Source organism: Marinobacter sp. SS21, assembly GCF_028369065.1.
Lineage (GTDB): Bacteria > Pseudomonadota > Gammaproteobacteria > Pseudomonadales > Oleiphilaceae > Marinobacter.
The window spans coordinates 361261-386911 of sequence record NZ_JAQNDA010000003.1 but is presented as its reverse complement, the minus strand read 5'-3'; the positions used below and the strand labels follow the sequence as shown (position 1 = coordinate 386911).

27 protein-coding genes are annotated in these 25651 nt (G+C 60.0%); 24 read left to right on the top strand and 3 right to left on the bottom strand.

Translation table 11 applies throughout. The features are described 5' to 3' along the window. Position 1 precedes the first annotated feature (1 nt). Positions 2-640 carry a uracil phosphoribosyltransferase gene (gene upp / locus N6L25_RS06250; RefSeq protein ID WP_271978897.1) on the bottom strand — a complete coding sequence of 213 codons (639 nt, stop codon included), beginning with the start codon at positions 638-640 and terminating at the stop codon, positions 2-4. 194 nt (positions 641-834) lie between these two features. On the opposite strand from upp, the gene flhA reads away from it, so the two are divergent. The 14 genes from flhA to N6L25_RS06180 all read left to right on the top strand — a co-directional run bounded on the left by flhA (position 835) and on the right by N6L25_RS06180 (position 15347). After that, complete coding sequence (gene flhA, locus N6L25_RS06245; protein WP_271978896.1) at positions 835-3006, top strand: flagellar biosynthesis protein FlhA; 2172 nt, start codon at positions 835-837, stop codon at positions 3004-3006. 59 nt (positions 3007-3065) lie between these two features. Next, the gene (flhF, locus tag N6L25_RS06240; protein WP_271978895.1) at positions 3066-4355 is read left to right on the top strand and encodes a flagellar biosynthesis protein FlhF; all 1290 of its coding nucleotides are present in this window, start codon (positions 3066-3068) and stop codon (positions 4353-4355) included. 98 nt (positions 4356-4453) lie between these two features. Continuing rightward, positions 4454-5266, top strand: coding sequence for a MinD/ParA family protein (locus tag N6L25_RS06235; protein WP_271978894.1), 813 nt, complete (start codon positions 4454-4456; stop codon positions 5264-5266). 36 nt (positions 5267-5302) lie between these two features. Further along, a complete protein-coding gene (locus tag N6L25_RS06230; protein ID WP_442915211.1) occupies positions 5303-6043 on the top strand; it encodes an RNA polymerase sigma factor FliA in 741 nt (246 codons plus the stop codon). A gap of 151 nt (positions 6044-6194) precedes the next feature. Then, entirely contained in the window at positions 6195-6578 is a 384-nt protein-coding gene (cheY, locus tag N6L25_RS06225; protein ID WP_271978893.1) for a chemotaxis response regulator CheY, read from the top strand. A gap of 21 nt (positions 6579-6599) precedes the next feature. After that, positions 6600-7385 carry a protein phosphatase CheZ gene (locus N6L25_RS06220; protein WP_271978892.1) on the top strand — a complete coding sequence of 262 codons (786 nt, stop codon included), beginning with the start codon at positions 6600-6602 and terminating at the stop codon, positions 7383-7385. Between the two features lie 13 nt (positions 7386-7398). Next, the gene (locus N6L25_RS06215) at positions 7399-9465 is read left to right on the top strand and encodes a chemotaxis protein CheA (RefSeq protein WP_271978891.1); all 2067 of its coding nucleotides are present in this window, start codon (positions 7399-7401) and stop codon (positions 9463-9465) included. Between the two features lie 170 nt (positions 9466-9635). Then, positions 9636-10754, top strand: coding sequence for a protein-glutamate methylesterase/protein-glutamine glutaminase (locus tag N6L25_RS06210; protein WP_271978889.1), 1119 nt, complete (start codon positions 9636-9638; stop codon positions 10752-10754). Continuing rightward, on the top strand, positions 10754-11494 hold the full coding sequence (locus N6L25_RS06205; protein ID WP_271978888.1) for a flagellar motor protein: 741 nt from the start codon (positions 10754-10756) through the stop codon (positions 11492-11494). The genes N6L25_RS06210 and N6L25_RS06205 overlap by 1 nt, the downstream gene beginning before the upstream one ends. A 41-nt stretch (positions 11495-11535) precedes the next feature. After that, on the top strand, positions 11536-12318 hold the full coding sequence (motD, locus tag N6L25_RS06200; protein WP_271978887.1) for a flagellar motor protein MotD: 783 nt from the start codon (positions 11536-11538) through the stop codon (positions 12316-12318). A gap of 198 nt (positions 12319-12516) precedes the next feature. Continuing rightward, a complete protein-coding gene (locus N6L25_RS06195; protein WP_271978886.1) occupies positions 12517-13308 on the top strand; it encodes a ParA family protein in 792 nt (263 codons plus the stop codon). Positions 13309-13356: 48 nt separating this feature from the next. Next, complete coding sequence (locus N6L25_RS06190; RefSeq protein ID WP_271978885.1) at positions 13357-14268, top strand: chemotaxis protein CheW; 912 nt, start codon at positions 13357-13359, stop codon at positions 14266-14268. 129 nt (positions 14269-14397) lie between these two features. Beyond that, on the top strand, positions 14398-14886 hold the full coding sequence (locus tag N6L25_RS06185; protein WP_271978884.1) for a chemotaxis protein CheW: 489 nt from the start codon (positions 14398-14400) through the stop codon (positions 14884-14886). Positions 14887-14954: 68 nt separating this feature from the next. After that, positions 14955-15347, top strand: a complete 393-nt coding sequence (locus tag N6L25_RS06180; RefSeq protein ID WP_271978883.1) for a DUF2802 domain-containing protein — start codon at positions 14955-14957, stop codon at positions 15345-15347. Positions 15348-15365: 18 nt separating this feature from the next. On the opposite strand, the gene N6L25_RS06175 is transcribed toward N6L25_RS06180, so the two are convergent. Both N6L25_RS06175 and fliK read right to left on the bottom strand, forming a co-directional pair. Continuing rightward, a complete protein-coding gene (locus tag N6L25_RS06175) occupies positions 15366-15674 on the bottom strand; it encodes an EscU/YscU/HrcU family type III secretion system export apparatus switch protein (RefSeq protein ID WP_271978882.1) in 309 nt (102 codons plus the stop codon). Continuing rightward, positions 15671-16870, bottom strand: a complete 1200-nt coding sequence (gene fliK, locus N6L25_RS06170; RefSeq protein WP_271978881.1) for a flagellar hook-length control protein FliK — start codon at positions 16868-16870, stop codon at positions 15671-15673. The genes N6L25_RS06175 and fliK overlap by 4 nt, the downstream gene beginning before the upstream one ends. A gap of 520 nt (positions 16871-17390) precedes the next feature. Between fliK and N6L25_RS06165 the strand changes: the two genes are divergently transcribed. The 10 genes from N6L25_RS06165 (at position 17391) to N6L25_RS06120 (ending at position 25593) form a co-directional block, all read left to right on the top strand. Then, complete coding sequence (locus tag N6L25_RS06165; protein WP_271978880.1) at positions 17391-17630, top strand: nickel-binding protein; 240 nt, start codon at positions 17391-17393, stop codon at positions 17628-17630. Positions 17631-18046: 416 nt separating this feature from the next. Next, positions 18047-19351, top strand: a complete 1305-nt coding sequence (locus N6L25_RS06160) for a mechanosensitive ion channel family protein (protein WP_271978879.1) — start codon at positions 18047-18049, stop codon at positions 19349-19351. 375 nt (positions 19352-19726) lie between these two features. After that, on the top strand, positions 19727-20368 hold the full coding sequence (ccmA, locus tag N6L25_RS06155) for a cytochrome c biogenesis heme-transporting ATPase CcmA (RefSeq protein WP_271978878.1): 642 nt from the start codon (positions 19727-19729) through the stop codon (positions 20366-20368). After that, on the top strand, positions 20358-21080 hold the full coding sequence (gene ccmB, locus N6L25_RS06150) for a heme exporter protein CcmB (protein WP_271978877.1): 723 nt from the start codon (positions 20358-20360) through the stop codon (positions 21078-21080). Before ccmA ends, ccmB begins: the two co-directional genes overlap by 11 nt. A 31-nt stretch (positions 21081-21111) precedes the next feature. Further along, positions 21112-21855: a heme ABC transporter permease gene (locus tag N6L25_RS06145; RefSeq protein WP_271978876.1), complete on the top strand. Its 744-nt coding sequence runs from the start codon at positions 21112-21114 to the stop codon at positions 21853-21855. A 5-nt stretch (positions 21856-21860) separates the two neighbouring features. Next, a complete protein-coding gene (gene ccmD / locus N6L25_RS06140; RefSeq protein ID WP_271978875.1) occupies positions 21861-22088 on the top strand; it encodes a heme exporter protein CcmD in 228 nt (75 codons plus the stop codon). A 21-nt stretch (positions 22089-22109) separates the two neighbouring features. Continuing rightward, the gene (gene ccmE, locus N6L25_RS06135) at positions 22110-22571 is read left to right on the top strand and encodes a cytochrome c maturation protein CcmE (protein ID WP_271978874.1); all 462 of its coding nucleotides are present in this window, start codon (positions 22110-22112) and stop codon (positions 22569-22571) included. Between the two features lie 9 nt (positions 22572-22580). Then, the gene (locus N6L25_RS06130; RefSeq protein WP_271978873.1) at positions 22581-24581 is read left to right on the top strand and encodes a heme lyase CcmF/NrfE family subunit; all 2001 of its coding nucleotides are present in this window, start codon (positions 22581-22583) and stop codon (positions 24579-24581) included. Further along, positions 24581-25117 carry a DsbE family thiol:disulfide interchange protein gene (locus N6L25_RS06125; RefSeq protein ID WP_271978957.1) on the top strand — a complete coding sequence of 179 codons (537 nt, stop codon included), beginning with the start codon at positions 24581-24583 and terminating at the stop codon, positions 25115-25117. The genes N6L25_RS06130 and N6L25_RS06125 overlap by 1 nt, the downstream gene beginning before the upstream one ends. Positions 25118-25122: 5 nt before the next feature. Continuing rightward, on the top strand, positions 25123-25593 hold the full coding sequence (locus N6L25_RS06120; RefSeq protein WP_271978872.1) for a cytochrome c-type biogenesis protein: 471 nt from the start codon (positions 25123-25125) through the stop codon (positions 25591-25593). The last annotated feature ends 58 nt before the right edge of the window (positions 25594-25651 follow it).

Here is a 25651-nt window from a genome sequence, read left to right as displayed (position 1 = left end):
GTCAGGCGTCCTTCTGTTTGGTGCCGAATATCTTATCTCCGGCATCACCAAGTCCCGGCAGGATATACCCTTTTTCATTCAGGCACTGGTCAATTGAGGCCGTATAGATGGAGACGTCCGGGTGCGCCTCCAGCACCTTGTCAATGCCTTCCGGCGCGGCGACCAGCACCAGCGCCCGGATTTCGGTGCTGCCGGCGGTTTTGAGCAGGTCGATGGTGGAAACCAGCGAGCCACCGGTGGCCAGCATGGGATCGATGATGATGGCCATACGCTGGTCCAACTCGCCCACCAGCTTTTCCAGGTAGGTGCTGGCCTCAAGGGTTTCTTCGTTGCGTACCTGGCCCACCACACTGACCCGGGCGCCGGGGATCAGGCTGAGAACGCCGTCCATCATGCCCAGGCCCGCCCGCAGGATCGGAACAATCGTCACCTTCTTGCCAGTGATTCGTTCCACCGTGACCGGACCGGCCCAGCCTTCGATCGTGTCCTCGGCCAGGGTGAAATCCTTGGTGGCCTCGTAGGTGAGTAGGGCCGAGACTTCCTGAGCCAGTTCGCGAAAGTTCTTGGTGCTGATGTCGGCCCGGCGCATCAGGCCAAGTTTGTGTCGAATCAGTGGGTGTTTCACCTCGTGAATGGGCATGGCTCACCTGCTTGCGTATCGATTGAAAGGGTGCGGCAAGGATAGCGTATATCCATGGGGGCGTCAGGAACGGCGGGGCTCGTTCATGTAAGGAGTGGTACGGATATTGCGATGATCACCGGTACGTGACGCCCGAGCGTCAAAATATCGACCGGCGCCGTCTTGCTGACGGGAAAACGGGGTAATTACCAGAGATGGATCGAGCCTTAGTCCTCAGTAACGTCAAATCCATGACGCGTGGCAGCCTGGGCATCCCCATCATGCTCATGGCGTTGCTGGGCATGATGATCCTGCCCATGCCCACCTTCATGCTGGACGTGCTGTTCACCTTTAACATCACCTTGTCCATCGTGATCTTGCTGGTGTGTGTCTATGCCCTGCGGCCGATGGAATTCGCCTCTTTCCCCACGGTGCTGCTGGTGGCGACCCTGTTGCGGCTGGCGCTGAACGTGGCCTCCACCCGGATCGTGCTGCTCAACGGTCACGAAGGCGGAGACGCCGCCGGTAAGGTGATCGAATCTTTCGGGGAGGTGCTGATTGGCGGCAATTACGCGGTCGGCCTGGTGGTCTTCGCCATTTTGATGATCATCAACTTCCTGGTGGTGACCAAGGGCGCGGGTCGGGTTTCCGAGGTGAGCGCCCGTTTCACCCTGGACGCCATGCCTGGCAAGCAGATGGCCATCGACGCCGACCTCAATGCCGGCCTGATCAATCAGGACGACGCCAAGGCCCGGCGCTCAGAGATTGCCCAGGAGGCGGATTTCTACGGCTCCATGGACGGTGCCAGCAAGTTCGTCAAGGGCGACGCCATTGCCGGGCTGTTGATCCTCTTTATCAACATCATCGGTGGGGTGAGCATCGGGATGTTGCAGCATGACCTGGACTTCACCACCGCCATGCAGAACTACGCCCTGCTGACCATTGGTGACGGCCTGGTGGCGCAGATCCCGTCGCTGTTGCTGTCGACCTCTGCCGCCATCATGGTGACCCGGGTAACCGCGTCCCAGGACATGGGCGGCCAGATCCTGCATCAGATGTTCAGCGCCCCCAAGGCCCTGGCCATTGCCTCCGGTATTCTGATCCTGCTGGGGCTGATTCCCGGGATGCCCCACGTCGCCTTCCTGGGGCTTGGGGTGATTGCCGCCGCGGTGGCCTACTTTATCTGGCAACGAGAGCGCCAGACCGTGGAAGAAGGTGGGGCCTTCCCGCCCAGGGCCGGGGGCGCCGAAAGGCCGCGACCCGCCGGACCGGAAGCGCCGGCGGGCAGAGCTGTGGCCGAGGCCGGATTACCGGCACCCGCGGAAAGCCGGGAGCTGGGCTGGGACGACGTGGCCACCGTCGACATCGTCGGGCTGGAAGTGGGCTATCGTCTGATTCCGTTGGTGGATAAATCCCAGGGTGGGCAATTGCTGACTCGAATCAAGGGCGTGCGCAAAAAGCTTTCCCAGGATCTGGGGTTCCTGATGCCGTCGGTACATATCCGGGACAACCTGGATCTTATGCCCAACGTCTATCGCATCACGTTGATGGGGGTCACCCTTGCCGAAGCCGAGATTCACCCGGACCGGGAGCTGGCCATCGACCCCGGCCAGGTGTTTGGTCAGGTGGAAGGCATTGAGGGTAAGGACCCGGCTTTTGGTCTCGATGCGGTCTGGATCGAGGAGAATAAAAAGGATCAGGCGCAAACCCTAGGTTACACCGTGGTGGATGCCAGTACCGTCGTCGCGACCCATCTCAATCAGGTGCTGCAGAAGCATGCCCATGAACTTCTGGGGCACGAGGAAGTTCAGAAGTGGCTGGAGCAGCTCGAAAAAACTTCCCCCAAACTGGCCGAGGAGTTGATCCCCAATACGGTGTCTCTGAGCATCCTGCTGAAGGTGCTGCAGGGCCTGTTGCAGGAGGAAGTGCCGATTCGTGACATGCGTTCCATCGCCGAGGCGATGGTGAATGTCCACCCCCGTAGCCAGGATCCCAAGGTGCTGACCACGGCAGCGCGTCAGGCTTTGCGCAGAATGATTGTTCAGAGCATCTGTGGTGGCGACGCGGAAATCCCGGTTATCACCTTGGATCCAGATCTGGAACAGTTGTTGCTTAAATCTCTTCAGCAGAGTCAGCAATCCGGCGCTGGCGATGACATCGGGCTGGTGCTGGAGCCGAGCATGGTGGAGAAGCTTCAGCGTTCGCTGCAAGAGAGTGTGCAGCGTCAGGAAATGCTCGGTAAGCCCGCCATATTGCTGGTTTCCGGGCCCTTGCGGCCGGTGCTGGCAAGGTTTGCGAGCTATGGGGTAGAGCGACTGCACGTGCTCTCTTACCAGGAAATCCCGGACAACAAACAGATTACGATTGTGGCTTCGGTCGGCCAGTGACCGACGGCGGTCAGACATCCGGTGACGTTTTTTCGACGGTTACCGCAGGAGAATGAATCATGAAAGTAAAACGGTTCTTTGCATCGACCATGGCAGAAGCGCTGAAAAGTGTTCGGGATCAGATGGGGCCGGACGCCGTGATTCTATCCAACCGACGGGTCGATGGCGGGGTTGAGATCGTCACGGCACTGGATTATGACGAGAACGTGGCCCGCCAACGGCTCGGCGAATCGGCGCTGGAGGCCTCCAACGGCTCCCGCCTCGCGGAGCTGCAGGCGGAACAACATCGACGCCTGGAAGATGAACTGAGCCGCTCCCGTGAGCGAATCACCGAAGTTCGGGATCGGCGTAGCCAGCGCTCCGCACTCCATTCTCCCGCTTCCGCTATGACGGCCACCGCCGCTGCGGCAAGTCCGCGGGAGGTCTCCGGGAGCGCTCAAAGCGAACTGGCCCAGATGCGAGCGGAGATCGACTCTCTGCGGGAACTGGTCAGTGGCGAGCGCGCACCCGCCAGTAACGCTGCGGTGACCGGTAACGCCGCGGCGCAACAGCGACTGGCGGAGCGTCTGCAGGAATACGGTCTCAGTTACGAGCTGGCGGCGGCACTGTCCCGCAACCATCTGACCCGAAATAACGGTGGCGGGCGCCTGGAAGATGGTTGGAAACAAGCGTTAAAGGCGCTGGCGACTGGGGTCAGGACCGCCCGCAGCGAGTGGCTTGAGCAAGGCGGCGTCTACGCCCTGGTGGGACCGACCGGTGCCGGTAAGACCACCACCATTGGCAAACTGGCGGCTCAATATGTTCTGCGCCATGGCGCGGATTCCCTGGCACTGGTCACCACTGACCGGTTCCGGGTTGCCGCCCATGAGCAGCTGTGCGTGTTTGGGCGGATTCTCAATGTGCCGGTTAGAGTGGTGGATGACAGCCACTCCCTGGACAGCATTCTCGACGAACTCGGCGACCGCCATCTGGTACTGATCGACACGGCGGGGCTGACCCGCTCAGACAAGGGTTATGAAGAGCAGTTGTCGGAATTGGCGAAAAGCCGCCATGACATTCGCTCACACCTGGTGGTGTCGGCAACCAGCCAACCGCGGATTATGAAATCGGTCTGGCATTACTATAAGATGGCAAATCTTGCGGGCTGCATCATCACCAAACTGGACGAAGCGTTGACGCTGGGGGAAAGCCTGGGGTTCGCCATGGAGACCGGGCTGGCCGTGGCCTATTATACCGATGGCCAGAAAATTCCTGACGACCTGCACCATGCCGATGCGGTGCAGCTGGTTCGCCTGGGCGTCGAACGCCTGAAACTTCAACAGGCAACCCTGGTTGCCGAGGGCGCTTAGGGCGGCCCTGTAGCCCGCCCTAACGCTGGTCACTAACAAAAACCGCTGACCCGGGCTCCGGACCGTGTTGGCAATAACGGCAAGAGACAATATTCACTATGAGTAGAGCACATCCGGTTCAGGTCATTGCGATAACCGGCGGTAAGGGCGGGGTTGGCAAAAGCAACGTCTCGGTCAACCTCGCGATTGCTCTGGCGCAAAAGGGGCGCAGGGTGGTGCTGCTCGATGCGGACCTGGGTCTTGCCAATATCGATGTACTGTTGGGCATTACCGCCAACCGCAACCTGTCCGATGTGCTCAATGGCGAATGCGATTTGCGGGAGGTGCTGGTAGACGGCCCCGGGGGCATCAAGATCGTTCCTGCCTCGTCCGGAACCCAGAAGATGACCCAGTTGTCCTCCATGGAGCATGCCGGGCTGATCAATGCCTTTAGCGAACTGGGCGACCAGATCGATGTGTTGATCGTCGATACCGCCGCGGGCATCTCGGAATCGGTGGTCAGTTTTCTGCGGGCTTCCCAGGAGCTGCTGCTGGTGGTCTGCGACGAACCGACCTCCATCACCGACGCTTACGCCCTGATCAAGCTGATGAACCGGGATTACGGCACCAACCGGTTCCGCATCCTCGCCAACCAGGTTCGTTCCGAGCAGGAAGGCCGTCATCTGTTCAACAAACTCAGTCGAGTGACTGAACGCTTCCTTGATGTGGCGCTACAATATGAGGGTATGGTGCCGTTCGATGAGGCCGTCAAAAAGGCGGTGCAACGCCAACGTGCGGTTCTGGAAGCCTATCCTCGTGCCAAGGCCTCCCTGGCCATCAAGGCATTGGCGGAGCATGTCGATAGCTGGCCACTGCCATCCTCGCCACGAGGGCACCTTGAATTCTTTGTCGAACGGCTGGTTGAGGTCTGAATTCCATCCCGTCAACGATAAGCTGGATACATAACATTGGCGAATAAGCTCGGGATATACCAACGGACGGGGGCCGGGACGCCCCATCAACTGGTGGAAACCCACGCCCCCTTGGTCAAGAAGATTGCGTTGCACCTGCTGGCGCGGCTGCCGGATTCGGTACAGCTGGATGATCTGATGCAGGCCGGGATGATGGGGCTGCTGGAAGCCGCCAACAAATACGAATCCACCAAGGGCGCCTCCTTTGAAACCTACGCCGGTATCCGTATCCGTGGCGCCATCGTGGATGAAATTCGAAAGGGAGATTGGGTGCCGCGCTCGGTACACCGCAACGCCAGGCGAGTGGCTCAAGCCATCAAGGCGGTGGAATCCCGTCAGGGGCGGGAGGCGCAGGACGCTGAGGTGGCGCAAGAGCTGGGCATGTCCCTCGATGAGTATCACGCTTGCCTGAATGACGCCAACGGCGGTCGACTATTTAGCCTCGATGAACTCAATGAATCGGGCGACGTGCCGATAGCAGAAACAGATGACTCGGATAACCCGCTCGCCGGCATTACTTCGCAGGCGTTTCGACGCAGCTTGGCCGACGCCATTGAGGAGTTGCCCGAACGGGAAAAACTGGTGCTCAGCCTCTACTACCAGGAAGAGTTGAACCTGAAAGAAATTGGCGCCGTGCTGGAAGTCAGCGAGAGTCGGGTGAGCCAAATTCACAGTCAGGCCGCCATGCGACTGCGGGCGCGGTTGTCCGACTGGCAGTCGGCAGACAGCGGCCTGTAACCGGTGGCGCTGGCAGAACTGTGTAGCATTTGGTAACCGGTGCTTTACAAGTCGATGAAAGCCCACACAATAGGCCGGGTTTGCCGGAAACCCGTTCGGGGCCAGGAGTCCCGAATGCAAGAATGCCGCATGCGATTAACTGGAGGTCCCATTGGACAAAAACATGAAAATCCTGATTGTGGATGATTTTTCCACCATGCGCAGGATCATCAAAAACCTGTTGCGAGATCTCGGGTTTACCAACACCGACGAGGCCGATGACGGTAATACGGCGCTGCCCATGCTCAAGAGCGGCAAGTACGATTTTCTGGTCACCGACTGGAACATGCCGGGCATGAGCGGCATGGATCTGCTTAAGGAAGTCCGTGCCGACGACAACCTGAAGTCGCTGCCGGTGCTGATGGTGACGGCGGAAGCGAAGCGCGAGCAGATCATTGCCGCCGCTCAGGCCGGCGTCAACGGTTACGTGGTCAAGCCGTTTACCGCGGCGGTACTCAAGGAAAAGATCGAGAAAATTTTCGAACGAATTCAGTGACAACGGGTCGGAAGAGCTCCCATGAGCAATAACAATGATGACCAGCAAGGCCTCGACCCGGAAGCAATCGATACACTGCGGTCCCAGGCAGCCGAATTAATGAATCAGGTCTCCGCCGGGAACTACGCCCGTGCGATGAGCGTGATCAACGATCTGAAGGACGTTCGGGACCAGAGCCTGTACCGGGAAGTGGGCCGACTTACCCGCAGCCTGCACGAGGCGATTCGAAACTTTCAGATTGATCCGCGCAATTCCGAACAGCAAGAGGCGCTGTCGAAAATGACCGATGCCTCCGATCGCCTGGAATACGTGGTGAAGATGACCGGTAAGGCGGCCAATCGCACCATGGATCTGGTGGAAGACACCATGCCGCGGACGCAGGCCTTGAAGGACGAGGCGAGGGCGTTGCGCGATGATTGGTTGCGTCTGCGACGCCGGGAAATGGCGCCGGCGGAGTTCCGTGAGCTGTACGGCCGCATTGACCGCTTCCTGGTCAACCTGACGGAAGAGTCCGATACCATTCACGCCGGCCTGTCGGAAATCCTGCTGGCCCAGGATTATCAGGATCTCACCGGCCAGGTCATTCAGAAAGTGACGCAACTGGTCAAGGAGGTCGAGGAACACCTGCTCAACCTGGTGGTCATGGCCAGCCACGTCGACCAGATTACCGGTACGGTCCACGACCTGCCGGAATCGAAGGAATCGCCTGAACAAGGGGTGGGACCGCAAATCAAGGCGGCGGAACGATCGGATGTGGTATCGGGACAGGATGATGTCGACGACCTGTTGTCCAGTCTCGGGTTCTAGATGAGGGAAACGCATGGCCTTTGATGCCGACGAAGAGATCCTTCAGGATTTCCTGGTTGAAGCGGGCGAGATCCTGGAACAGCTCTCCGAGCAACTGGTGGATCTTGAGCAGAATCCGGATGACAGTAACCTGCTCAATGCCATCTTCCGGGGATTCCACACCGTCAAAGGCGGGGCTGGTTTTCTCCAGCTTGAGGCTCTGGTGAGCTGCTGCCATTCCGCGGAAAACGTGTTCGATACGCTGCGTAACCACAAGCGTCGGGTCGATGCGGAGCTGATGGACGTGGTCCTGCGGGCGCTGGACTACGTTAATGCCATGTTTGACCAGGTCCGCAACCGTGAGGAGCCAACACCTGCGCCCGCTCAGTTGATTGAAGCGCTTGACCAGTTTGCCGAGCCGGCCACCGAAGCGGTTGAGCCGGAAGCCACCGGGCAAGCGTCAGTCGCGGATACCGGTGGCGACATCACCGATGAAGAGTTCGAGCAGCTGCTGGATGCGCTGGATGGCGGGCAGTCCGCTGCGACCGCTGACGATTCCGCCATGGATAGCCCGGGCGGGGAAGCCGTCGCCGGTGACGACATTACCGACGACGAGTTCGAAGCGCTGCTGGACGAATTGCATGGTAAGGGCCAGTTTTCCGGTGCGCCCGAGGCTGGCTCGGACCAAGCGAGCGACGGCGACGCGCCTGAGGTCCCGGCAGCGGGAGCCGACCTGATCGGTGACGATGAGTTCGAACGGTTGTTGGATGAGTTGCACGGCAAGGGCAGCGGACCGACCTCGTCAACCCCCGTCGAGAGCGCACCGAGCAAGACCGAACCCGCACCACAGCCTGCCGCAACGCCGGCACCGAAATCTCCCTCACAGCCCGCGCCTTCGCCGGCCAGGGCTGAACCGGCGTCGTCCGCCAGTTCGCCGGCGGCAGAAACCACGGTGCGGGTGGATACCAAGCGGCTGGATGACATCATGAACATGGTGGGGGAACTGGTGCTGGTTCGTAACCGACTGCAGCGCCTCGGAGCGGAGAGTGAAGACGAGCAGATGCACAAAGCCGTCTCCAACCTCGATGTGGTCACCACCGATCTCCAGGCGGCGGTGATGCAGACCCGGATGCAACCCATCAAGAAGGTGTTTGGACGGTTCCCTCGGGTGGTTCGGGACCTGGCTCGGAATCTCAGGAAAGAAATCAACCTGGTCATGCACGGGGAAGACACCGACCTGGACAAGAACCTGGTCGAGGCGTTGTCAGACCCGCTGGTTCACCTGGTGCGAAACTCGGTCGATCACGGCATCGAGTCGCCAGAGGCGCGTGAGCAGGCCGGTAAGCCAAGGGTCGGCCGGATCACGCTGTCGGCCGAGCAGGAAGGGGACCACATCCTGCTGGCCATTGAAGACGATGGCGCGGGCATGGACCCCGAAAAGCTCCGTCAGAAAGCCGTCGAAAAAGGCCTTTACGATCAGGACGCCGCCGATCGGCTCACCGACACCGAGTGCTACAACCTCATCTTTGCCGCCGGATTCTCTACCAAGGACCAGATTTCCGATGTCTCTGGCCGCGGGGTAGGGATGGACGTGGTCAAAACCAAGATTGGCCAGCTCAACGGCATGATCAATGTCGAATCGGAGCTGGGTAAGGGCTCACGCATCGTGATCAAGGTGCCGCTGACCCTGGCCATCATGCCGACGCTGATGATCATGCTGGGCGATCAATCCTTTGCTCTGCCCTTGGTCAACGTGGTGGAAATTTTCCATCTGGATTTGAGCAAAACCAACGTCGTGGACGGGCGCGAGTGCATCGTGGTGAGGGACAAGGTGTTCCCGCTGTTTCACATCAAACGCTGGCTGGTCAAAGGCGGGGCCTTGGAGTCGGTGCCGGTGAATGCCCATGTGGTCATTGTGGCCATGGGCACCAAGCGGGTGGGCTTCGTCGTTGATCAGCTCATCGGTCAGGAGGAGGTGGTCATCAAACCCCTGGGTCGGGCGTTGCAGGGTACGCCGGGCATGGCGGGGGCGACTATCACTGGCGACGGTCGCATTGCGCTGATCATCGATGTACCGAGTCTGCTCCAGCACTATGGATAACGGAACGCTATAGGTAACGGAACGCTATAGGTAATGGAGTGCTAAGGGTATTGGAGTGCTAAGGGTATTGGAGTGCTAAGGGTATTGGAGTGCTAAGGGTAATGGAGCGCTATGGGTAACGGATTCGCTATGACAAACCGGAGAATCAAATGGATGTGGGGGAGGCGTGAATGACGGTTTCTGTCCTGGTCGTGGATGATTCGGGCTTTTTCCGCAAGCGGCTGACCGAAATCCTCAATGCCTCCGGCAATATCCGGGTTGTTGGCGTCGCCAGCAATGGTCGCGAGGGCGTCGAGCAAGCGGAAAAGCTGAGGCCTGACGTGATCACCATGGATTATGAAATGCCGGTGATGGACGGCATCAGCGCCGTGCGCGAGATCATGAAACGCCGGCCCACGCCGGTGTTGATGTTCTCCTCCCTGACTTACGAAGGCGCCCGGGTGACGCTGGATGCCCTCGACGCCGGGGCGGTGGATTTTCTGCCCAAGAATTTCGAGGAAATCGCCAGGGATTCCAGCCAGTTGCAGCAGATCCTCAAACAGCGCATCCTGGACGTCGCCCGCAGTCGGCCGGGTGCCAACCCCGCATCGGCACCGGCCCGGACTGTGGCTTCACCGGCGCGGCCCACCCCGGCGCCACGGCCGGCACCAGCGCCGCGACCTCAATCGCCTCGGCCAGCACTTGCCAGGTCGGTCACCAGTAAGCGCACGCCGCCCCGCAGCTACAGTGTAGTGGCCATTGGCACCTCCACCGGTGGGCCGATTGCCTTGCAGCGGGTTCTGACTACCTTGCCCGCGGATTTCAAGGCACCGATCCTGCTGATCCAGCACATGCCGGCCAGCTTTACCCCGGCTTTTGCCGACCGGCTCAACAAATTGTGCCGCATTGAAGTGCGCCAGGCCGAGGACGGCGACGTACTCAAGCCAGGCCTGGCGTTGCTGGCGCCCGGCGGCAAGCAGATGATGATTGAACACCGCGGCGGGCAGGGGCGGGTACGCATTCTGCCCGGTGACGACCGGCTCAATTACAAACCCTGTGTCGATGTGACTTTCGGCTCGCTGGCCCGCAGCTTCCCTGGCAATACCCTGGGCATAATCCTCACGGGCATGGGGGCCGACGGTAAAGAAGGTTGCCGGATGATGAAGCAGACCGACTCCGTGGTGTGGTCCCAGGACGAACGCTCGTCCGTGATCTACGGCATGCCCATGGCCGTCGCCAAGGCCGGTCTGAGCGATGAGGTGTTGTCGCTGGATGAAGTCGGCCCACGCCTCATAGAGGGTGTGCGCTGATGGATATCCTCAGTCTGCTGGGCATTATCCTCGCGTTTGCGGCGATCCTGGGGGGGAACCTGCTGGAAGGGGGCGCGCTGAGCTCGCTGTTCAACGGTCCCGCCGCGTTGATCGTCATCGGCGGCACCCTGGCCGCCACCATCCTGCAAACCTCCTGGCCCATTCTGAAACGGGCGGTCGGTCAATCCCGCTGGGTATTCCTGCCGCCCTACATCGGCATGGAGGACGGCATCGGTAAGGTGATCGACTGGAGTGTGAAGGCCCGAAAACAGGGTTTGCTCGGCCTGGAAGGTCTGGCTGAACGGGAACCGGAGCGGTTCGCCCGCAAGGGCCTGCAACTGCTGGTGGACGGTTCTGAAACGGAAGCCATTCGCAGCATTCTGGAGGTTGAACTGGAATCCCGGGAGCAGCGGGATCTGGATTCCGCCAAGGTGTATGAGGCCATGGGCGGCTATGCCCCCACCATCGGCATTATTGGCGCGGTGATGGGGTTGATCCAGGTGATGACCAACCTGGAAGACCCGGCCTCCCTGGGAAGCGGCATTGCCACCGCCTTTGTCGCCACGATCTACGGTGTCGCCTTGGCCAACCTGCTGTTTTTTCCGGTGGCGAACAAACTGCGGGGCATCGCTCGAGAACGCTCCCGTTATGAAGACATGATGATCGACGGTATCGTGGCCATCGCCGATGGGGAAAACCCCCGCTCCATCGAACTGCGCCTGCGCGGATTCCTGTCCTGACGGTCGCTCTCCAGCGCAGGGCGTAATAAGGCTGACTCGCTATGAAACGGCTTCGACACTCGGAAGACGATCTCCACAACAAAGAACGTTGGCTGGTGTCCTATGCCGACTTTATTACCCTGCTGTTCGGCTTTTTTGTGGTGATGTATTCCGTGTCCTCGGTCAACGAGGGCAAGTACAAGGTGCTGTCAGATACGTTGATCGGCGTTTTCAATGCGCCGCAGCAATCGCTGGACCCCATCACCGTGGGCGAAGCAACCTTGGCCTCTGTGCCGGCCGACACCGATGCGGTGATTCCGCCACCGATCAGCGAAAGTCCCCGTCATCGAACCGACGACAGCGAAAGCCGGCGGGCGGCGCTTCGAGCCATGTCCGAGCAGCTGGCCATTGAATTTGACGAGCTGATTCAGCAAGGCGTCGTCACCATGGAAACCAGCGACGAGTGGCTGGAGCTGAGTTTGCGTGACAGCCTGCTGTTCAGCAGCGGCGATGCCGAACCCCACTACGATGCCTTTGCCGTCATCGAGAAAATTGCCGGAGTGTTGGCAGCCCGGGATAACGCGGTGCGGGTTGAAGGCTTCACCGACAACCTGCCCATCCGTTCCGGCAGGTTCCCGTCCAACTGGGAGCTCTCCACGGCGCGGGCATCGGCTGTGGTGCGCATGCTTGCCATGGAAGGAGTCGACCCGCAGCGCATGGCTGCGGTGGGTTATGGCGAGTTTCAGCCGGTCGCCCGTAATGACACGGACGAGGGGCGCAAACGAAATCGTCGCGTGGTCCTGCTGATTTCCCGCGACGCCAGTATCCGTGGCGCCATGCGCTAGGCAGGTTCAAACTCCACGCTGCTGCGCCCCTGGAATCAGCATCGGTCCCAAGAGGGGATTGGCACGCTTTCTGTATTTAATGCCCTGGACGGCTTCAATCGGCAAAGGGTTGCCGGTAAGGGCCTGCTCGGCGGCGAACCGATTCAAGAATTGTCCCGCCAGGCCGATAGCATCCGTACTGTTTCTGGAGCTTCCATAGTGCGAATTTGGGCGGTAGCCAACCAAAAAGGTGGTGTAGGAAAGACAACGTCGGTGGTCGCGCTGGCGGGATTGCTGGCCGAGCGTGGCAAGCGGGTGCTGGTGGTGGATCTGGATCCCCATGGCTCCCTCACCAGCTGGTTCGGGTATGACCCGGACCGGCTTGCCCACAGCGTCTTCGATTTATTTCAGCATCAGGGCAAAATGCCGGATGGCCTGCCGGCCCAGCTGGTGGTCGAAACCAGTCAGCCGGGCCTGTCGCTGTTGCCGGCCAGCACCGCGTTGGCGACGCTGGAGCGTCGTATGGTCGGCGTCGAGGGCATGGGGCTGATCGTGTCGCGGGCGCTGGCTCAGCTCTGGGACGATTTTGATTTTGTTCTGCTGGACAACACGCCTACGCTGGGGGTGCTGATGGTCAACGCCCTGGCGGCCAGCCAGCACCTGGTGATCCCGGTACAGACCGAATTTCTCGCCATCAAGGGGCTGGAGCGTATGCTGCATACGCTGCAAATGGTCATGCGTTCGCAAAAGAATCAGCTTGGCTACACCATCGTGCCCACGATGTTTGACCGTCGAACCCAGGCCTCGGTCAAGAGCCTGAACCTGTTGCGCAAGACCTACACCGATCCGTTGTGGCGTTATGCGATCCCGGTCGACACCAAATTCCGTGACGCCAGCCAGGGCGGCCTGGTGCCGTCAGCGCTGGACAGCGAGACCCACGGCGTGCGGGCGTACCGTCACTTGCTTGACGATCTGCTGGCCCAGACCGGCCCCCAGGACGCGCGGGCATGACCGTCGGGATTTTGACAGCTTGGTGTCGTGGTTGGGGGACTTCGTGACATGACGTCGAGCCGAAAGACCGATCTGGCCGATCCCGCCTACGCCCTTGCCAGCTACCTGGACGACCTCCTGCACACCGCCACGGACGCCGCAAAAACGGTTGAGGTAAAGGCCGAGGATTTCGGGAACGACGATACCAGGGACAGGGCGAAGAAAGGTGCCGACGAAGGCGTCAACGAAAACGTTAATGTCGACGACAGCACCAAGCACGAACGGAGCCAACAAAGCCACGCCGGAGCCGGGCAAAATACCGCCACGGCAGGCCGGACCACGCCAGTGTCGCCGGTGGTTGACGCTCGAACGGCGCTCCAGCCTGAGCGGCCACCGGTGATCATGCCGGTGTCTGCGCCCATGGAGCCAGAACCGGTGCCGGTCGCCCAACCGGTGGAATCGCCGACCCTGGAGTCACCGGCGAAATGTCCGGATGACGGTGAGCCGGCGGCACGGCCAGAATGGTCAGAGCGTCCCTTCGAGTGTCTTATTTTCCGGGTGGCCGGCCTACAGCTGGCGGTGCCGCTGATCCTCCTTGGTGCCATTCATCGCCTGGAACAGGACGTAAAACCCTTGCCCGGCAGTCCCCGCTGGTACATGGGCATCCTGCCGGATCGCAGCCAAACCCTTCGGGTGGTGGACAGCGCCGAGTGGATCATGGCGGGCCGGGTACCAGAGGGAGCCCGCGATAACTACCGCTTTGTCATCCGGCTCGACAACAGCGAATGGGCGTTGGCCTGCGACGATGTCGCCCAGTCTTTCACCCTGGACCCCAGCGAGGTACGTTGGCGTACTTCCCGCAGTAAACGTCCCTGGCTGGCCGGCACGGTGATCAGTCACATGTGTGCGCTGATTGACGTAGGGACCATGGCCCAGTTGCTGGCCCGGGCGGAGCGGGAGCATCACCTGCGCCTGGAGTGACGGCCGTTACCGATTGACACCGTGCGATGCTGGCACGGTTTGTGCCGTTAATTATAGTATTGGGCACTGACGATGGATTTTTGACGATCAGGTTGCCCGTGGGGGGTGGCCTGCCGAGGAGACGAACACATGGCTTCCCACAACGGACATCAGAATCAGGCCCAGGACGATCAGGTACTCCAGTACGTCACGTTCCGATTGGACGATGAGACCTACGGTATCGACGTCATGCAGATTCAGGAAGTGCTGCGTTACACCGAGATCGCCCCGGTACCAGGTGCCCCGGATTATGTGCTGGGGATCATCAACCTGCGGGGGAATGTGGTCACCGTCATCGACACCCGTCGGCGCTTCGGTTTGTCCGAGGCGGACGTCACCGACGCCACCCGCATCGTGGTGATGGAGTCGGCCAACCAGGTGATGGGCATTCTGGTGGATTCGGTGGCGGAAGTGGTGTACCTGAAAGCCAGTGAAATCGAGACGGCACCGAACGTGGGTAACGAGGAAAGCGCCAAGTTTATCCAGGGTGTCTGCAACAAGAATGGCGAACTCATCATCCTGGTGGAGTTCGAAAAGATGCTGTCAGACCACGAGTGGGCTGAAATTTCGGCGCTCTAGCCAGTGTTGACGCTAGGGAGCAGGAGCCGGCTCGGGGTGACCACTGATACTGATTGGAGGATCAACTTATGTCGGCAACCTGGACCACCCTGGCACCCTGGCTCCTGACCGCTGCCGTGATGGCAGCCCTGCTGGTTCAATCGGTGTGGAACCAGCGCCAGCTTCGCGATCTTCGGGCACAGCTCAAGTCCCGATGCGACACCCTGGGCCGGGAGCTCCACGCCACCGGCAGCGGCAGCCTGGGCGTTGGCCACCGCGTGGTCAACTGCGAGCGGCAGCTGCATGAGATGCGGGCCATGCTCGACGAAATGCGGCAGAACGATCCCCTGCGCATTTCCTACGACGAGGCGGCCAGGCTGGTGGAGCTGGGAGCGGACGTTGAAGACCTCATGAACACCTGCGGCATTTCCCGGCCAGAAGCGGAATTGGTGTCGGCCCTGCGCAAGAAGAGCGCGGCTTGAGGAAAAGGGTGTTCGCTGTCAGGCGCTCGGGTGCGCGTCGTCCGGGGTCTTGCCCTGCAGGTTGAAGGCAAACGCCAGAATTTCCGCGATGACCCGGTAAAGGGTTTCCGGAATCTCGTCATTCAGTTCCAGCCGGCTGAGGATGCCGGCCAGCTCTGCATTCTCATACAGCGGCACACCATGCTCCCGGGCGATACGGACGATCTCCTCGGCCAATTCGTCGGTACCGCTGGCAGAGATGGTTGGCGCTTTGGTGCCGTCATACTTCAACGCGACGGCGGCATTGGCCGGTCGATCCGCCGCGACGGAGCCCTTGTCGTTACTCATGCCTTGATATCCACCAAACGATGCTCCAGCTGGGTTCTGGCCGCCTCCGGCTGACCTTTGTGGCATTCCAGATCGACCACCTCCAGGCCCAGTTCGTTCAGCCCTTGACGAAGATGGCCGAGCTCAGACGTGACCCGGTCGAGGGTGCTCTGCCGTTCGGCCCAGACCTGGGCCGAGAGCTGATGTTGGCGAAGGGCGACCTCGAAGTACAGTGGCCCCATCTCGTCCAGGTCGATGGCCAGGGTCAGGCGCCATTCCGCCACCCGTTTGCGGGCACCGGCGCGTTCCGCACCCGCTTCCTGCTCGTAGTGCTCAAGCCGCAGCTGCGCCAGGCGGGGTTCGGCCTCGGTATTGAGCCAGGGCAGTTCCATCACCCAGGTGGCCGGCGCGGCCCCGTCCGCGGATGCCCGGCTGGACAGCGTCTGGCTGTGGAGCTGGTTCACCGAGATTCGGTTCAACATGCCTGCCAGCATACGTAGCGTTTGACCCACGCTCATCATCTCGGCCTTCTGGGCGGGCGTCTGTTGCGCCGTGGGAAACTGCAGCGGTGCCTGCACCAGTTCCGGGCTGGTCAGAGGCGTCAGCCGGTTCAGCTGAGCGAGGCTGTCGTCGCCTTGGCTGGCCAGCAACGAAGCGACAACACGGCCCAGCGCCAACTTGAGGTCCGATTGCAGCGGATCGCCCCCACGGGCCAGCCGGGTTTCGGCGAACAGGCCGCTCTCCGCCAGCCACTGCTTGATGCCTGCCGTCGCGTCGCCGCCACCGGCCAGGTTGCCCTGGGTGGGCAGGCCGGCCAGCAATTTGGCAATGGCCTGCTGCGCGGCTGGCGTCAGCTCCGGGCTCTTGACCAGTGCGGTGGCTTGCTCTGCCGCTGGCGTGAGGACGGCCATCAGCTGATTCAGCCCGGTGTCGAGCCGGTGTTGCCAGGGCAGGCGCTGGGCCAGCGCCGACGCCAGCTGGGCCTGGGGAGTTGGCGCCAGTTTGCCGAGTAACTGCAGTTCGTTCCCCGCCCGCATCACCTTGACCAAATCACCGGCCTGCAGCTGGGTCTCGCCGATGGCACTGTTCACCGACAGGGTTCTGCCGCGAATCTCCAGCACCAACTGCTCCACCTTATCCTGGCTCTGCCGCACCACCTCCGACACCCGCGCCAGGGCACTGGCCTGGTTCGCCAGCTGCAGTTGGTCCAGCTGCACCTGCGCGCTGACCTGAACGTTAGCCCCTTGCGCAGGAGAGCCCTGGGGACGCGATGGGAAGATTCCCCCTGACGCTGGTTGCTGGGGGGGCGAGGGGACTGTGCCGTTGGGTAGCTTCATGGGTTTAGCATACAGGGAATCTGGTGCTGGTGAAGGCGTGCCGTCATGTCGTCCAGTGTACGGCAATGTTCTCTCTGTAATTCTGGTTTGTGGCGAACAGATACGACTGGATAGCACTTTTCCGGTGATCCTGGGTGCGCGCAGCGAGTCCACGCCTCAACTATATAGCTTTTATATTCCGTTTTGGTTAACCAAATTTCTAGAAAAGATGAAGTCCACGTACTTGTGAACATCTCCTGGATTGCCCTGAAAGTACCGCTGAGCGGCACCTTGGCCTGCCACACAGAAAATCCGCTCTATACTGAAATGGTAGCGAGAGGTCGATTTTAGTCGAATCGCGTTACACATTTCGCCGCGAGGCGCTCGATTACATCAATGTCCTGTCCAGGAGGTAAAGACCATGCCGATGTTCATTGACGTCCACGCCATGAAGCCGTTTACGGCTGAGCAGTTGAAGAAATTGCAGAATGCCCCCCCGGACGAGTTTGGGGTCACGCACCACGACATCCTGTTCAGCGAAAAGGATGACAAAATTTATTGCGTTCTGGATGCCCCAGACGCCGAAGCCATTCACAAGCATCACGAGAAGGCCGGTATCCGGTGTGAGTGGGTCCGCGAGGTGCAGTCCACGCGCGAGTAACGGTGACCGCTGGCCCCTGTCGGAGGTGGTGCGCTCAAGCGGCAGTGGGGCGGAGCCGCATCGTTCTTGTTGCCTGCATGCAGTTGGCCGTGGTGCGGTGGGCGTCCCTCTCCGCACCAGAGCGAGAGCCGATGCGTTGTGAGCCAGGTTCTTGAGAAATGGGGTTGGAGTAACCTTTCCTGAGCCCCAATTTACTTTGCTCTGCCCCAACTTATGCTGTTTCTATGGCCAGCTCGCTGAGGTTTTAGAGTATTTGCCTGCTGCGCTTCTTGTTCTGGCACTTGGATTGGAAGCCGGTCATCTGCTCGACGGCGGCTATGAATCCTATGGACTTGGGAGTGGCCGCATAAGCGCTGGTCTCGGGGAAACGGTCAGAGGCTCCCTGATAACATGGCACACGAGGTCTTGGCTAAATAATGGATAATGGTGATTATTTGGTTGAGTTAGGTGTTAGGTTGCAGTCTGTTTTGGGCGAGCTGGCCCAGCCAAGTACTTACAGCCAAATTGGCATCATTCTATTTGTTTATTTAATCGCTTACGTCGTATCAATTCGAATCCGAAAGTACATTCCTATTCTGAAATGCCCCCCTGACTCAGCAGAACAATCCCCAATCAAGACACTTGTCTATCGGCTCGGCAAGCTACTTTTCCCGGTATTTGCGATCGTATTGTTACGCATAGCCATCGGGTTCAGTGAGCTGATTACCGAGGACGGCTGGGTCATCCAGGCCGCTTTCGCCATAGCGATGCTTCTGCTGTTTTACTCTTTTGTCAACTTGGTCATTACCAATAAATTGGTCTCAAGTGCGTTTCGCTGGATTGGTACGCCGATCGTTCTTTTGCATGTTGTTGGTTTCCTTGATGATGTGATTGCTGTACTCGAATCCATGTCTGTCCAGCTTGGTAACATAGAGCTTTCCGCCTATGGCGTTTTACGCACGGTTATATTCGGGTCATTGCTTTTCTGGTTGGGGAGGATATCCAACAGTACCGGAAAGACCATCATAAGGAAGCAGGAAACGCTGGATTTCCGTACGCGGGAGATTTTTGCCAAGTTGTTCGAAATCGCATTGTTTCTGGTCTTTATACTATTGCTGTTTCAGCTTATGGGGATCAACCTAACTGCATTGGCGGTGTTTGGAGGGGCGCTCGGGGTTGGGCTTGGATTTGGGTTGCAGTCCATTGCATCCAATTTTATATCAGGGGTGATCATCATTTTTGACCGATCACTTTCTGTTGGGGACTATGTTGAGCTTGAAGATGGTCTAACCGGTATGGTAACGCAGCTTAATATGAGATCCACCACACTTGAAACCTACGATGGCAAAGATGTTGTCGTTCCAAACGAGAAGTTCATTACCAGCTCCTTCACCAACTGGACTCACAAGAACGAAAAGCAGCGGTATCGAGTCGATTTTTCGGTTTCCTATAAAACCGATGTGCGCGGCATGGTGGAATTGATCAAGGCGGCGGTTGCAACACACCCACAGGTGCTCAGTGGCCCAGAGCTTCCATTTGAGGAGCGCCCGGATTGCGAAATTGACAGCTTCGGCGATTCCGGCATCAATATGTTTGTAGAGTTTTGGATGATTGGCATTGATGACGGGAAAAATCGCGTGGGTGGTGATTTGCTGCTGATCATCCTGGAAACGTTACAGGAGAACGGTATTGAGATTCCGTTTCCACAGCGAGATGTTCGAATCTATCCTGCCGACAGCTAAGCAAAACTGGGGTCAGATCCAAATTAGCCAAACGAAGCCCGTTCTTGTTGCAAGTGACTCTCCTGGAGCCACTGTGACGCCGCACCGAATCCCGGTTTGTTAGTCACTCCTCGAAGGTTACTGGACTCCATTTTCGGTTCTGGAGTTAGGCGCTGTCGGTCCTGCATCGCGGGAATTTGGTTGTTCGGTAGACGGCGCTGCGAGGCGAGTACCAGGCACCAGAACCGATTTGTGGCCGGACAAGGGCAATCCGACCCCGCTTTGGTTATAATACCGCGCGCTGGAAGTGTGGAACTTCCTAACGCTTGCCCTCCAAGGGTTTTTTTCAATATCCATGCCGTTAAGCAATGCCTTGACCGATGTTCTGAGGCCCTGATGACCGAGCCGCTTTTACAGGCTGTCGATTTACAGTGTGAACGAGACAATCGTATTCTGTTTCAGGGACTTGGCGTCTCCATTGCGCCTGGCAGCATCACCCGTGTGGAAGGCCCCAATGGGGCGGGCAAAACCACCTTGTTACGCATTCTGGCCGGTCTGAATGACAGCTACACCGGCGATATCCGTTGGCTGGGCGCGCCGCGCCATCATCAGCTGGAGCAGTTTTTACGCAATCTGCTCTACATTGGCCACCGCCCGGGCATCAAGCCGCTGTTAACCCCCCTGGAAAACCTTCGGGCACTGACCGCGGTACGACGGCCGCTGGCCGATGCGACCTTGCGCCAGGCACTGGATGGCACCGGTCTGCACGGCTACCACGACGTACCCTGCCGGCAGCTGTCGGCAGGGCAGCAGCGCCGGGTGGCGCTTGCGCGGCTACTGATCTCAGACGAACCATTGTGGATACTGGATGAGGCGTTCACCGCGCTCGATAGTCACGGTGTCGAAGGGCTCGAACAACTGTTGGTACAACACGCCGAACAGGGTGGCGCGGTGTTGGTAACCACCCACCACCATCTGGATTTGCCGGGAATGATCCGCTTGCGCCTGGGACGGGGAGGGCACAACGATGACCAGTAACGCGCCGCGGGCGGTATTGGCGGACCACAACGTCAGTGTGGGCCGGGCTATGTGGGCCGTGGTGCGGCGGGATCTGCGTTCCAGCTTTCGCCAGCGCCAGGATTTGCTCAACCCGCTGCTGTTCTTCTTTATGGTGGTGACGCTCTTCCCCTTAGGTGTTAGCCCGGAAGTGTCATTCCTGCAGCAGGCCGGAACCGGTATCCTGTGGGTGGCGGCTCTGCTGTCAACGCTGTTGTCGCTGGATCACCTGTACCGGCACGATTTCGACGACGGTACCCTGGAGCAGATGGTGCTGCAGCCGCACCCGCTGTTTCTGCTGGTGCTGGCCAAAAGTCTGGCGCACTGGCTGCTCACCGGCTTACCGCTGGTCATTCTGGCCCCGGTATTGGGTATCATGCTGCATCTCGAAGGGAACTCCATTGCAGTTTTGTGTCTAACGCTGCTGATTGGCACTCCGGTCCTCAGCCTGATCGGTGCCATCGGCGCGGCGTTGACTTTGGGTTTAAGGGCCGGCGGGGTACTGCTGTCGCTGTTGATTATTCCGTTGTACATTCCGGTACTGATTTTCGGCACCGGTACCGTGGCGGCGGCAACGGAAGGTGCCGCGGTGGAAGGCTACCTGGCGCTGATGGCGGCCTTCCTGGTCCTGGCGCTGACGCTGGCACCGTTTGCCGGGGCGGCGGCGCTGCGCATCAGTTTGTCGAACAGTTAATCGGGAAGGGCGATAGGAAGGTAATTACCGGATGTGGACACTTTTTCACAAATTTGGCTCGCCAAAATGGTTTTTCGGAATTGCCGGCCGGTTGATGCCGTGGTTGTTGGCATTGGGGCTTGGCTTGCTGGTGGCGGGACTGGTTTGGGGGCTGGCGTTCGCGCCGAAGGATTACCTGCAGGGTAACAGCTACCGGATCATCTTCATTCATGTGCCCAGTGCCTTCCTGGCCCAGTCGGTTTACCTCATGATGGCTGTGGCGGCGGTGGTGACGTTGGTGTGGCGAATGAAACTGGCCGATCTGTTCGTCCAGGCCGTGGCGCCGGTCGGCGCGGTACTGACCTTTCTGGCGTTGTTCACCGGTGCGGTCTGGGGCAAGCCCACCTGGGGCACCTGGTGGATCTGGGATGCCCGTCTGACCTCAATGCTGATCCTGCTGTTCCTGTATTTTGGCGCTATTGTACTCGGCAGCGCCATTTCCGATGAGAAAGCCTCCGCCCGGGCCGTCGCCGTGCTGATTCTAGTCGGGGTGGTGAACATTCCGATCATCAAGTATTCGGTGGAGTGGTGGAACACCCTGCACCAGCCAGCCACCTTCAAACTGACCGAAAAGCCCAGCATGCCGCCGGAAATGTGGGTGCCCCTGCTGTTGTCGGTTCTCGGTCTTTACCTATGGTTTGGCTGGCTGGCCTGTTATCGAATGCAAACCGAAATACTGCGGCGTGAACGCCGGACCCGTTGGGTTCGGGAACTCGTTCGTGCAGAGGGGCACTAAACACTATGGCGTTTGATTCCTTGTCCGCGTTCCTCACCATGGAGGGCCACGGGTCCTATGTGTGGGTGTGTTATTGTGTCTTCGTGCTGTTGCTGACGGCGCTGGCACTGTGGTCCCGCTCCCGTCGCCATGCGGTGCTTCGCGAGCAGCGTCGTCTGCTTGAACTTGAGGAGTCCGGCACCCGTGAACAGGCACCCGCCGCCGCTACCTTTTCCCGTATTCACCCATCCTGACGTCGAGTACTTACTTTGGCCATGCATCCGCTTCGTAAAAAACGACTGACCATTATCCTGTTCCTGCTCGCCGGCGTCGGTGTCGCGGTCGGCTTGACCACCTACGCGCTGAGACAGAATATCAACCTGTTCTACGATCCAAGCCAGATCGCCGCTGGCGAAGCGCCGGCCAATGTACGGATTCGGGCCGGGGGCATGGTGGAGCAGGGCTCGGTGGTAAGGGCACAACAGGATCTCACGGTGCACTTCCGGGTGACGGATTTCGCCTCGTCGGTGCCGGTGCAGTACACCGGAATCCTGCCGGACCTGTTTGCCGAAGGGCAGGGGGTGGTTGCGGTTGGCCGGCTGAATACCGAAGGCACCTTTGTGGCGGAGCAGGTGTTGGCCAAGCACGATGAAAATTACATGCCGCCGGAAGTCAGCGATGCGCTGAAAAAAGCCGGTGTCGACAATCCCTATACCGAGTCCACCGTGACGCAGTGAGGTAGATTAATGTATCCCGAACTCGGTCAATTCAGCCTGATTCTTGCCCTGCTGCTCGCGATACTGTTGGCAACGGTGCCGTTGGTGGGGGCGATCAGTGGTCGCGACCATTTGCAGGCATTCGCCCGGCCCCTGGCCAGTGGTTTGTTTGTCTTCGTCGCCATCGCCTTCGGTTTGCTCACTCAGGCGTTCGTGACGGACGATTTTTCAGTGGCCTATGTGGCCAATAACAGCAACAGCCTGCTGCCCTGGTATTACAAGTTCAGCGCGGTATGGGGTGGCCACGAAGGCTCCCTGCTGTTGTGGATCCTGATGTTGGCCGGTTGGACCCTGGCGGTGGCGGTATTCAGCCGGCGTCTGCCCTCGGTGATGATCGCCCAGGTGCTGGCGGTGATGGGCATGGTCACGGTGGGTTTCCTGCTGTTTATCCTGATCACCTCCAACCCGTTTGAGCGCTTACTGCCCAACGTGCCGGCGGATGGCGCGGATCTGAACCCGCTGCTGCAGGATTTCGGGCTGATCGTTCACCCGCCGATGCTGTACATGGGCTACGTCGGATTTTCGGTGGCCTTTGCCTTTGCCATCGCCGCCTTGATCAACGGTCGGCTGGACGCAGCCTGGGCGCGCTGGTCGCGGCCCTGGACCACCGTGGCCTGGTCCTTCCTGACGGTGGGCATTGCGCTCGGCAGCTGGTGGGCCTATTACGAGCTGGGTTGGGGCGGCTGGTGGTTCTGGGACCCGGTGGAGAACGCCTCGCTGTTACCATGGCTGGCGGGCACCGCCCTGGTTCACTCGCTGGCGGTGACCGAAAAGCGGGGGGTGTTCAAGTCCTGGACCGTGCTGTTGGCCATCGTTACCTTTGCCCTCAGTCTGCTCGGCACCTTCCTGGTTCGCTCTGGAGTGCTTACCTCGGTGCACGCTTTTGCCTCCGACCCCACCCGGGGCGCGTTCCTGCTGGGACTGCTGGCGATCACCATTGTTTCCAGCCTGACGTTGTACGCGTTTCGGGCGCCGGTGGTCCACACCCGCACCCGTTACGGTTCGTTGTCCCGGGAAATCTTTCTGCTGCTGAACAACGTGCTGCTGGTGGCCGCCACGTTGCTGGTGCTGGTGGGTACCCTGTATCCGCTGGTCCTCGATTATCTTGGCGCGGGTCGTTTGTCCATCGGCGAGCCGTTCTACAACCTGACCTTCAGCCCCCTGGCCATTGCGGTGGGGTTAATGCTGGGGGCGGGCATTTTCTCCCGCTGGAAACGAACCGATGGCGGCTGGCTGGGCCGCCGGTTGCTGTGGCCGGCGGCGTTTAGTCTGGTGTTGAGCTGCGCAGGCCTGCTGGTGTATGGCGGCTTCACTCCCTGGGCGTTTGCCGGCCTGCTGGCGGCCGCCTGGGTGACGGTGACCACACTGCTGGATTTGTGGGACAAATCCGGCTCGCGACACGGTCGCTGGCACGGCCTCAAACGTCAATCCCGCAGCTACTACGGCATGGTGCTGGGCCACCTCGGGGTCGCGATGACCATGGCCGGTGCCACCGTGGTATCGAACTACGGTGTGGAACGGGATGTGCGCATGAGTCCGGGGGATAGCGCCGAAATCGGTAACCTGCAGGTCACCTTCAGTGAGCTGGGACAGCGTCAGGGCGCCAACTTTGTTGCTCAGTACGGACGCTTCGATATTTCCCGTGACGGCCGCCTGATCGCGACGTTGTACCCGGAGAAACGGCAGTATCACGTCCAGCGCAACGTCATGACTGAGGCGGGCATTGACGCGGGGCTGACCCGTGACATCTTTGTCGCCCTGGGCGAACGGGTGGGCGATGACGCCTGGGCGGTGCGCATTCAGTACAAGCCGCTGATACGCTGGCTGTGGCTGGGTGCGTTGTTCATGGCCGGAGGCGGCGCGCTGGCCATCGCCGACCGTCGATACCGGATCAAGGTCCGATCAGAGCAGCCCGCCACTGGCGATAGTCGCAGCCGTGGGCAGGACGAGGGAGTGGCGGAAGCACTATGATGAGGCGTGTGTTGTTGTTCATTCCGGTGGTGCTGGCGGTGGCACTGGGTATCGTGCTGTTCGCCGGCATTGGCAAGGACCCTACCCATCTGGAGTCGGCGTTGATTGGCAAGCCGGTACCGGTGTTCGAGCTGGCGGACCTGCAGGATCCCGACACGATCCATCGCGATGACATCTTTGTGGGCGAGGTGTCGCTGCTGAATGTCTGGGGAACCTGGTGCCCGGCCTGTCGCGACGAGCACGACGATCTGGTCTGGCTGGCTCGGGACGAAGGGGTGCGGATCGTTGGCCTGAACTACAAGGACAACCGGGATCTGGCCCTGGAGTGGCTGGACTCCCTGGGCAACCCCTATGCCTTGAGTCTGTACGATCCCCAGGGCCGGCTTGGCTTCGACCTTGGGGTTTATGGCGCGCCAGAAACCTATGTGATCGATGCTGAAGGGGTTGTTCGCTTTCGCCATGTCGGCGTGGTCACCCCGCAGGTCTGGCAGCAGACACTCCAACCGCTGGTTGAGCGGTACGGTAAGGGGGGCTGATGCTGATGGGTCGCATACTGTTCGCTGTCTGGGTACTGCTGTTACCCCTGGCGGCATCCGCCACCAGCGAAGTCTACCCGTTCGATACCGCTGCCGATCAGGAACGGTTTCGAACCCTGATTTCGGAACTCCGCTGTCCGAAATGCCAGAATCAGAACATCGCCGATTCCAATGCGCCCATCGCCAAGGACATGCGTGACGAGGTGTACCGGATGCTGCGGCAGGGTGCCACGAACCAACAGGTCACCGATGCCCTGGTCGGCCGGTTCGGTGAATTCGTGTTGTACAAACCGGGTTTCGATGAACGGACTGCGCTGCTTTGGGCAACGCCGCTGATTGCGGTGCTCGGCGGCGTACTCGTGGTGATTGGCATTGTGATCCGTGGTCGCCGGCGCGATCCTTCGGAGTCGTCATTGAGTGACGCCGAGCGCCGCCGCGCGGAGCAGTTGCTGGAGGACCGGGACGACGGCGCCTGAGCTGTGCCTCAGCCCGGTCTTCTCCTGCCGTCCTTTTCTACCCGATTTACTGAGCAAT

Coding starts and splice junctions, on each gene's coding strand:
- flhA (WP_271978896.1), top strand. CDS start 835: ATGGATCGAGCCTTAGTCCTCAGTAACGTCAAATCCATGACGCGTGGC.
- N6L25_RS06215 (WP_271978891.1), top strand. CDS start 7,399: ATGGCCTTTGATGCCGACGAAGAGATCCTTCAGGATTTCCTGGTTGAA.
- N6L25_RS06160 (WP_271978879.1), top strand. CDS start 18,047: ATGGATAATGGTGATTATTTGGTTGAGTTAGGTGTTAGGTTGCAGTCT.
- N6L25_RS06145 (WP_271978876.1), top strand. CDS start 21,112: ATGTGGACACTTTTTCACAAATTTGGCTCGCCAAAATGGTTTTTCGGA.
- ccmA (WP_271978878.1), top strand. CDS start 19,727: ATGACCGAGCCGCTTTTACAGGCTGTCGATTTACAGTGTGAACGAGAC.
- N6L25_RS06165 (WP_271978880.1), top strand. CDS start 17,391: ATGCCGATGTTCATTGACGTCCACGCCATGAAGCCGTTTACGGCTGAG.
- ccmD (WP_271978875.1), top strand. CDS start 21,861: ATGGCGTTTGATTCCTTGTCCGCGTTCCTCACCATGGAGGGCCACGGG.
- N6L25_RS06180 (WP_271978883.1), top strand. CDS start 14,955: ATGTCGGCAACCTGGACCACCCTGGCACCCTGGCTCCTGACCGCTGCC.
- N6L25_RS06175 (WP_271978882.1), bottom strand. CDS start 15,674: ATGAGTAACGACAAGGGCTCCGTCGCGGCGGATCGACCGGCCAATGCC.
- motD (WP_271978887.1), top strand. CDS start 11,536: ATGAAACGGCTTCGACACTCGGAAGACGATCTCCACAACAAAGAACGT.
- N6L25_RS06235 (WP_271978894.1), top strand. CDS start 4,454: ATGAGTAGAGCACATCCGGTTCAGGTCATTGCGATAACCGGCGGTAAG.
- N6L25_RS06120 (WP_271978872.1), top strand. CDS start 25,123: ATGGGTCGCATACTGTTCGCTGTCTGGGTACTGCTGTTACCCCTGGCG.
- N6L25_RS06185 (WP_271978884.1), top strand. CDS start 14,398: ATGGCTTCCCACAACGGACATCAGAATCAGGCCCAGGACGATCAGGTA.
- upp (WP_271978897.1), bottom strand. CDS start 640: ATGCCCATTCACGAGGTGAAACACCCACTGATTCGACACAAACTTGGC.
- N6L25_RS06210 (WP_271978889.1), top strand. CDS start 9,636: ATGACGGTTTCTGTCCTGGTCGTGGATGATTCGGGCTTTTTCCGCAAG.
- ccmB (WP_271978877.1), top strand. CDS start 20,358: ATGACCAGTAACGCGCCGCGGGCGGTATTGGCGGACCACAACGTCAGT.
- N6L25_RS06130 (WP_271978873.1), top strand. CDS start 22,581: ATGTATCCCGAACTCGGTCAATTCAGCCTGATTCTTGCCCTGCTGCTC.
- flhF (WP_271978895.1), top strand. CDS start 3,066: ATGAAAGTAAAACGGTTCTTTGCATCGACCATGGCAGAAGCGCTGAAA.
- N6L25_RS06220 (WP_271978892.1), top strand. CDS start 6,600: ATGAGCAATAACAATGATGACCAGCAAGGCCTCGACCCGGAAGCAATC.
- N6L25_RS06205 (WP_271978888.1), top strand. CDS start 10,754: ATGGATATCCTCAGTCTGCTGGGCATTATCCTCGCGTTTGCGGCGATC.
- N6L25_RS06125 (WP_271978957.1), top strand. CDS start 24,581: ATGAGGCGTGTGTTGTTGTTCATTCCGGTGGTGCTGGCGGTGGCACTG.
- ccmE (WP_271978874.1), top strand. CDS start 22,110: ATGCATCCGCTTCGTAAAAAACGACTGACCATTATCCTGTTCCTGCTC.
- N6L25_RS06190 (WP_271978885.1), top strand. CDS start 13,357: ATGACGTCGAGCCGAAAGACCGATCTGGCCGATCCCGCCTACGCCCTT.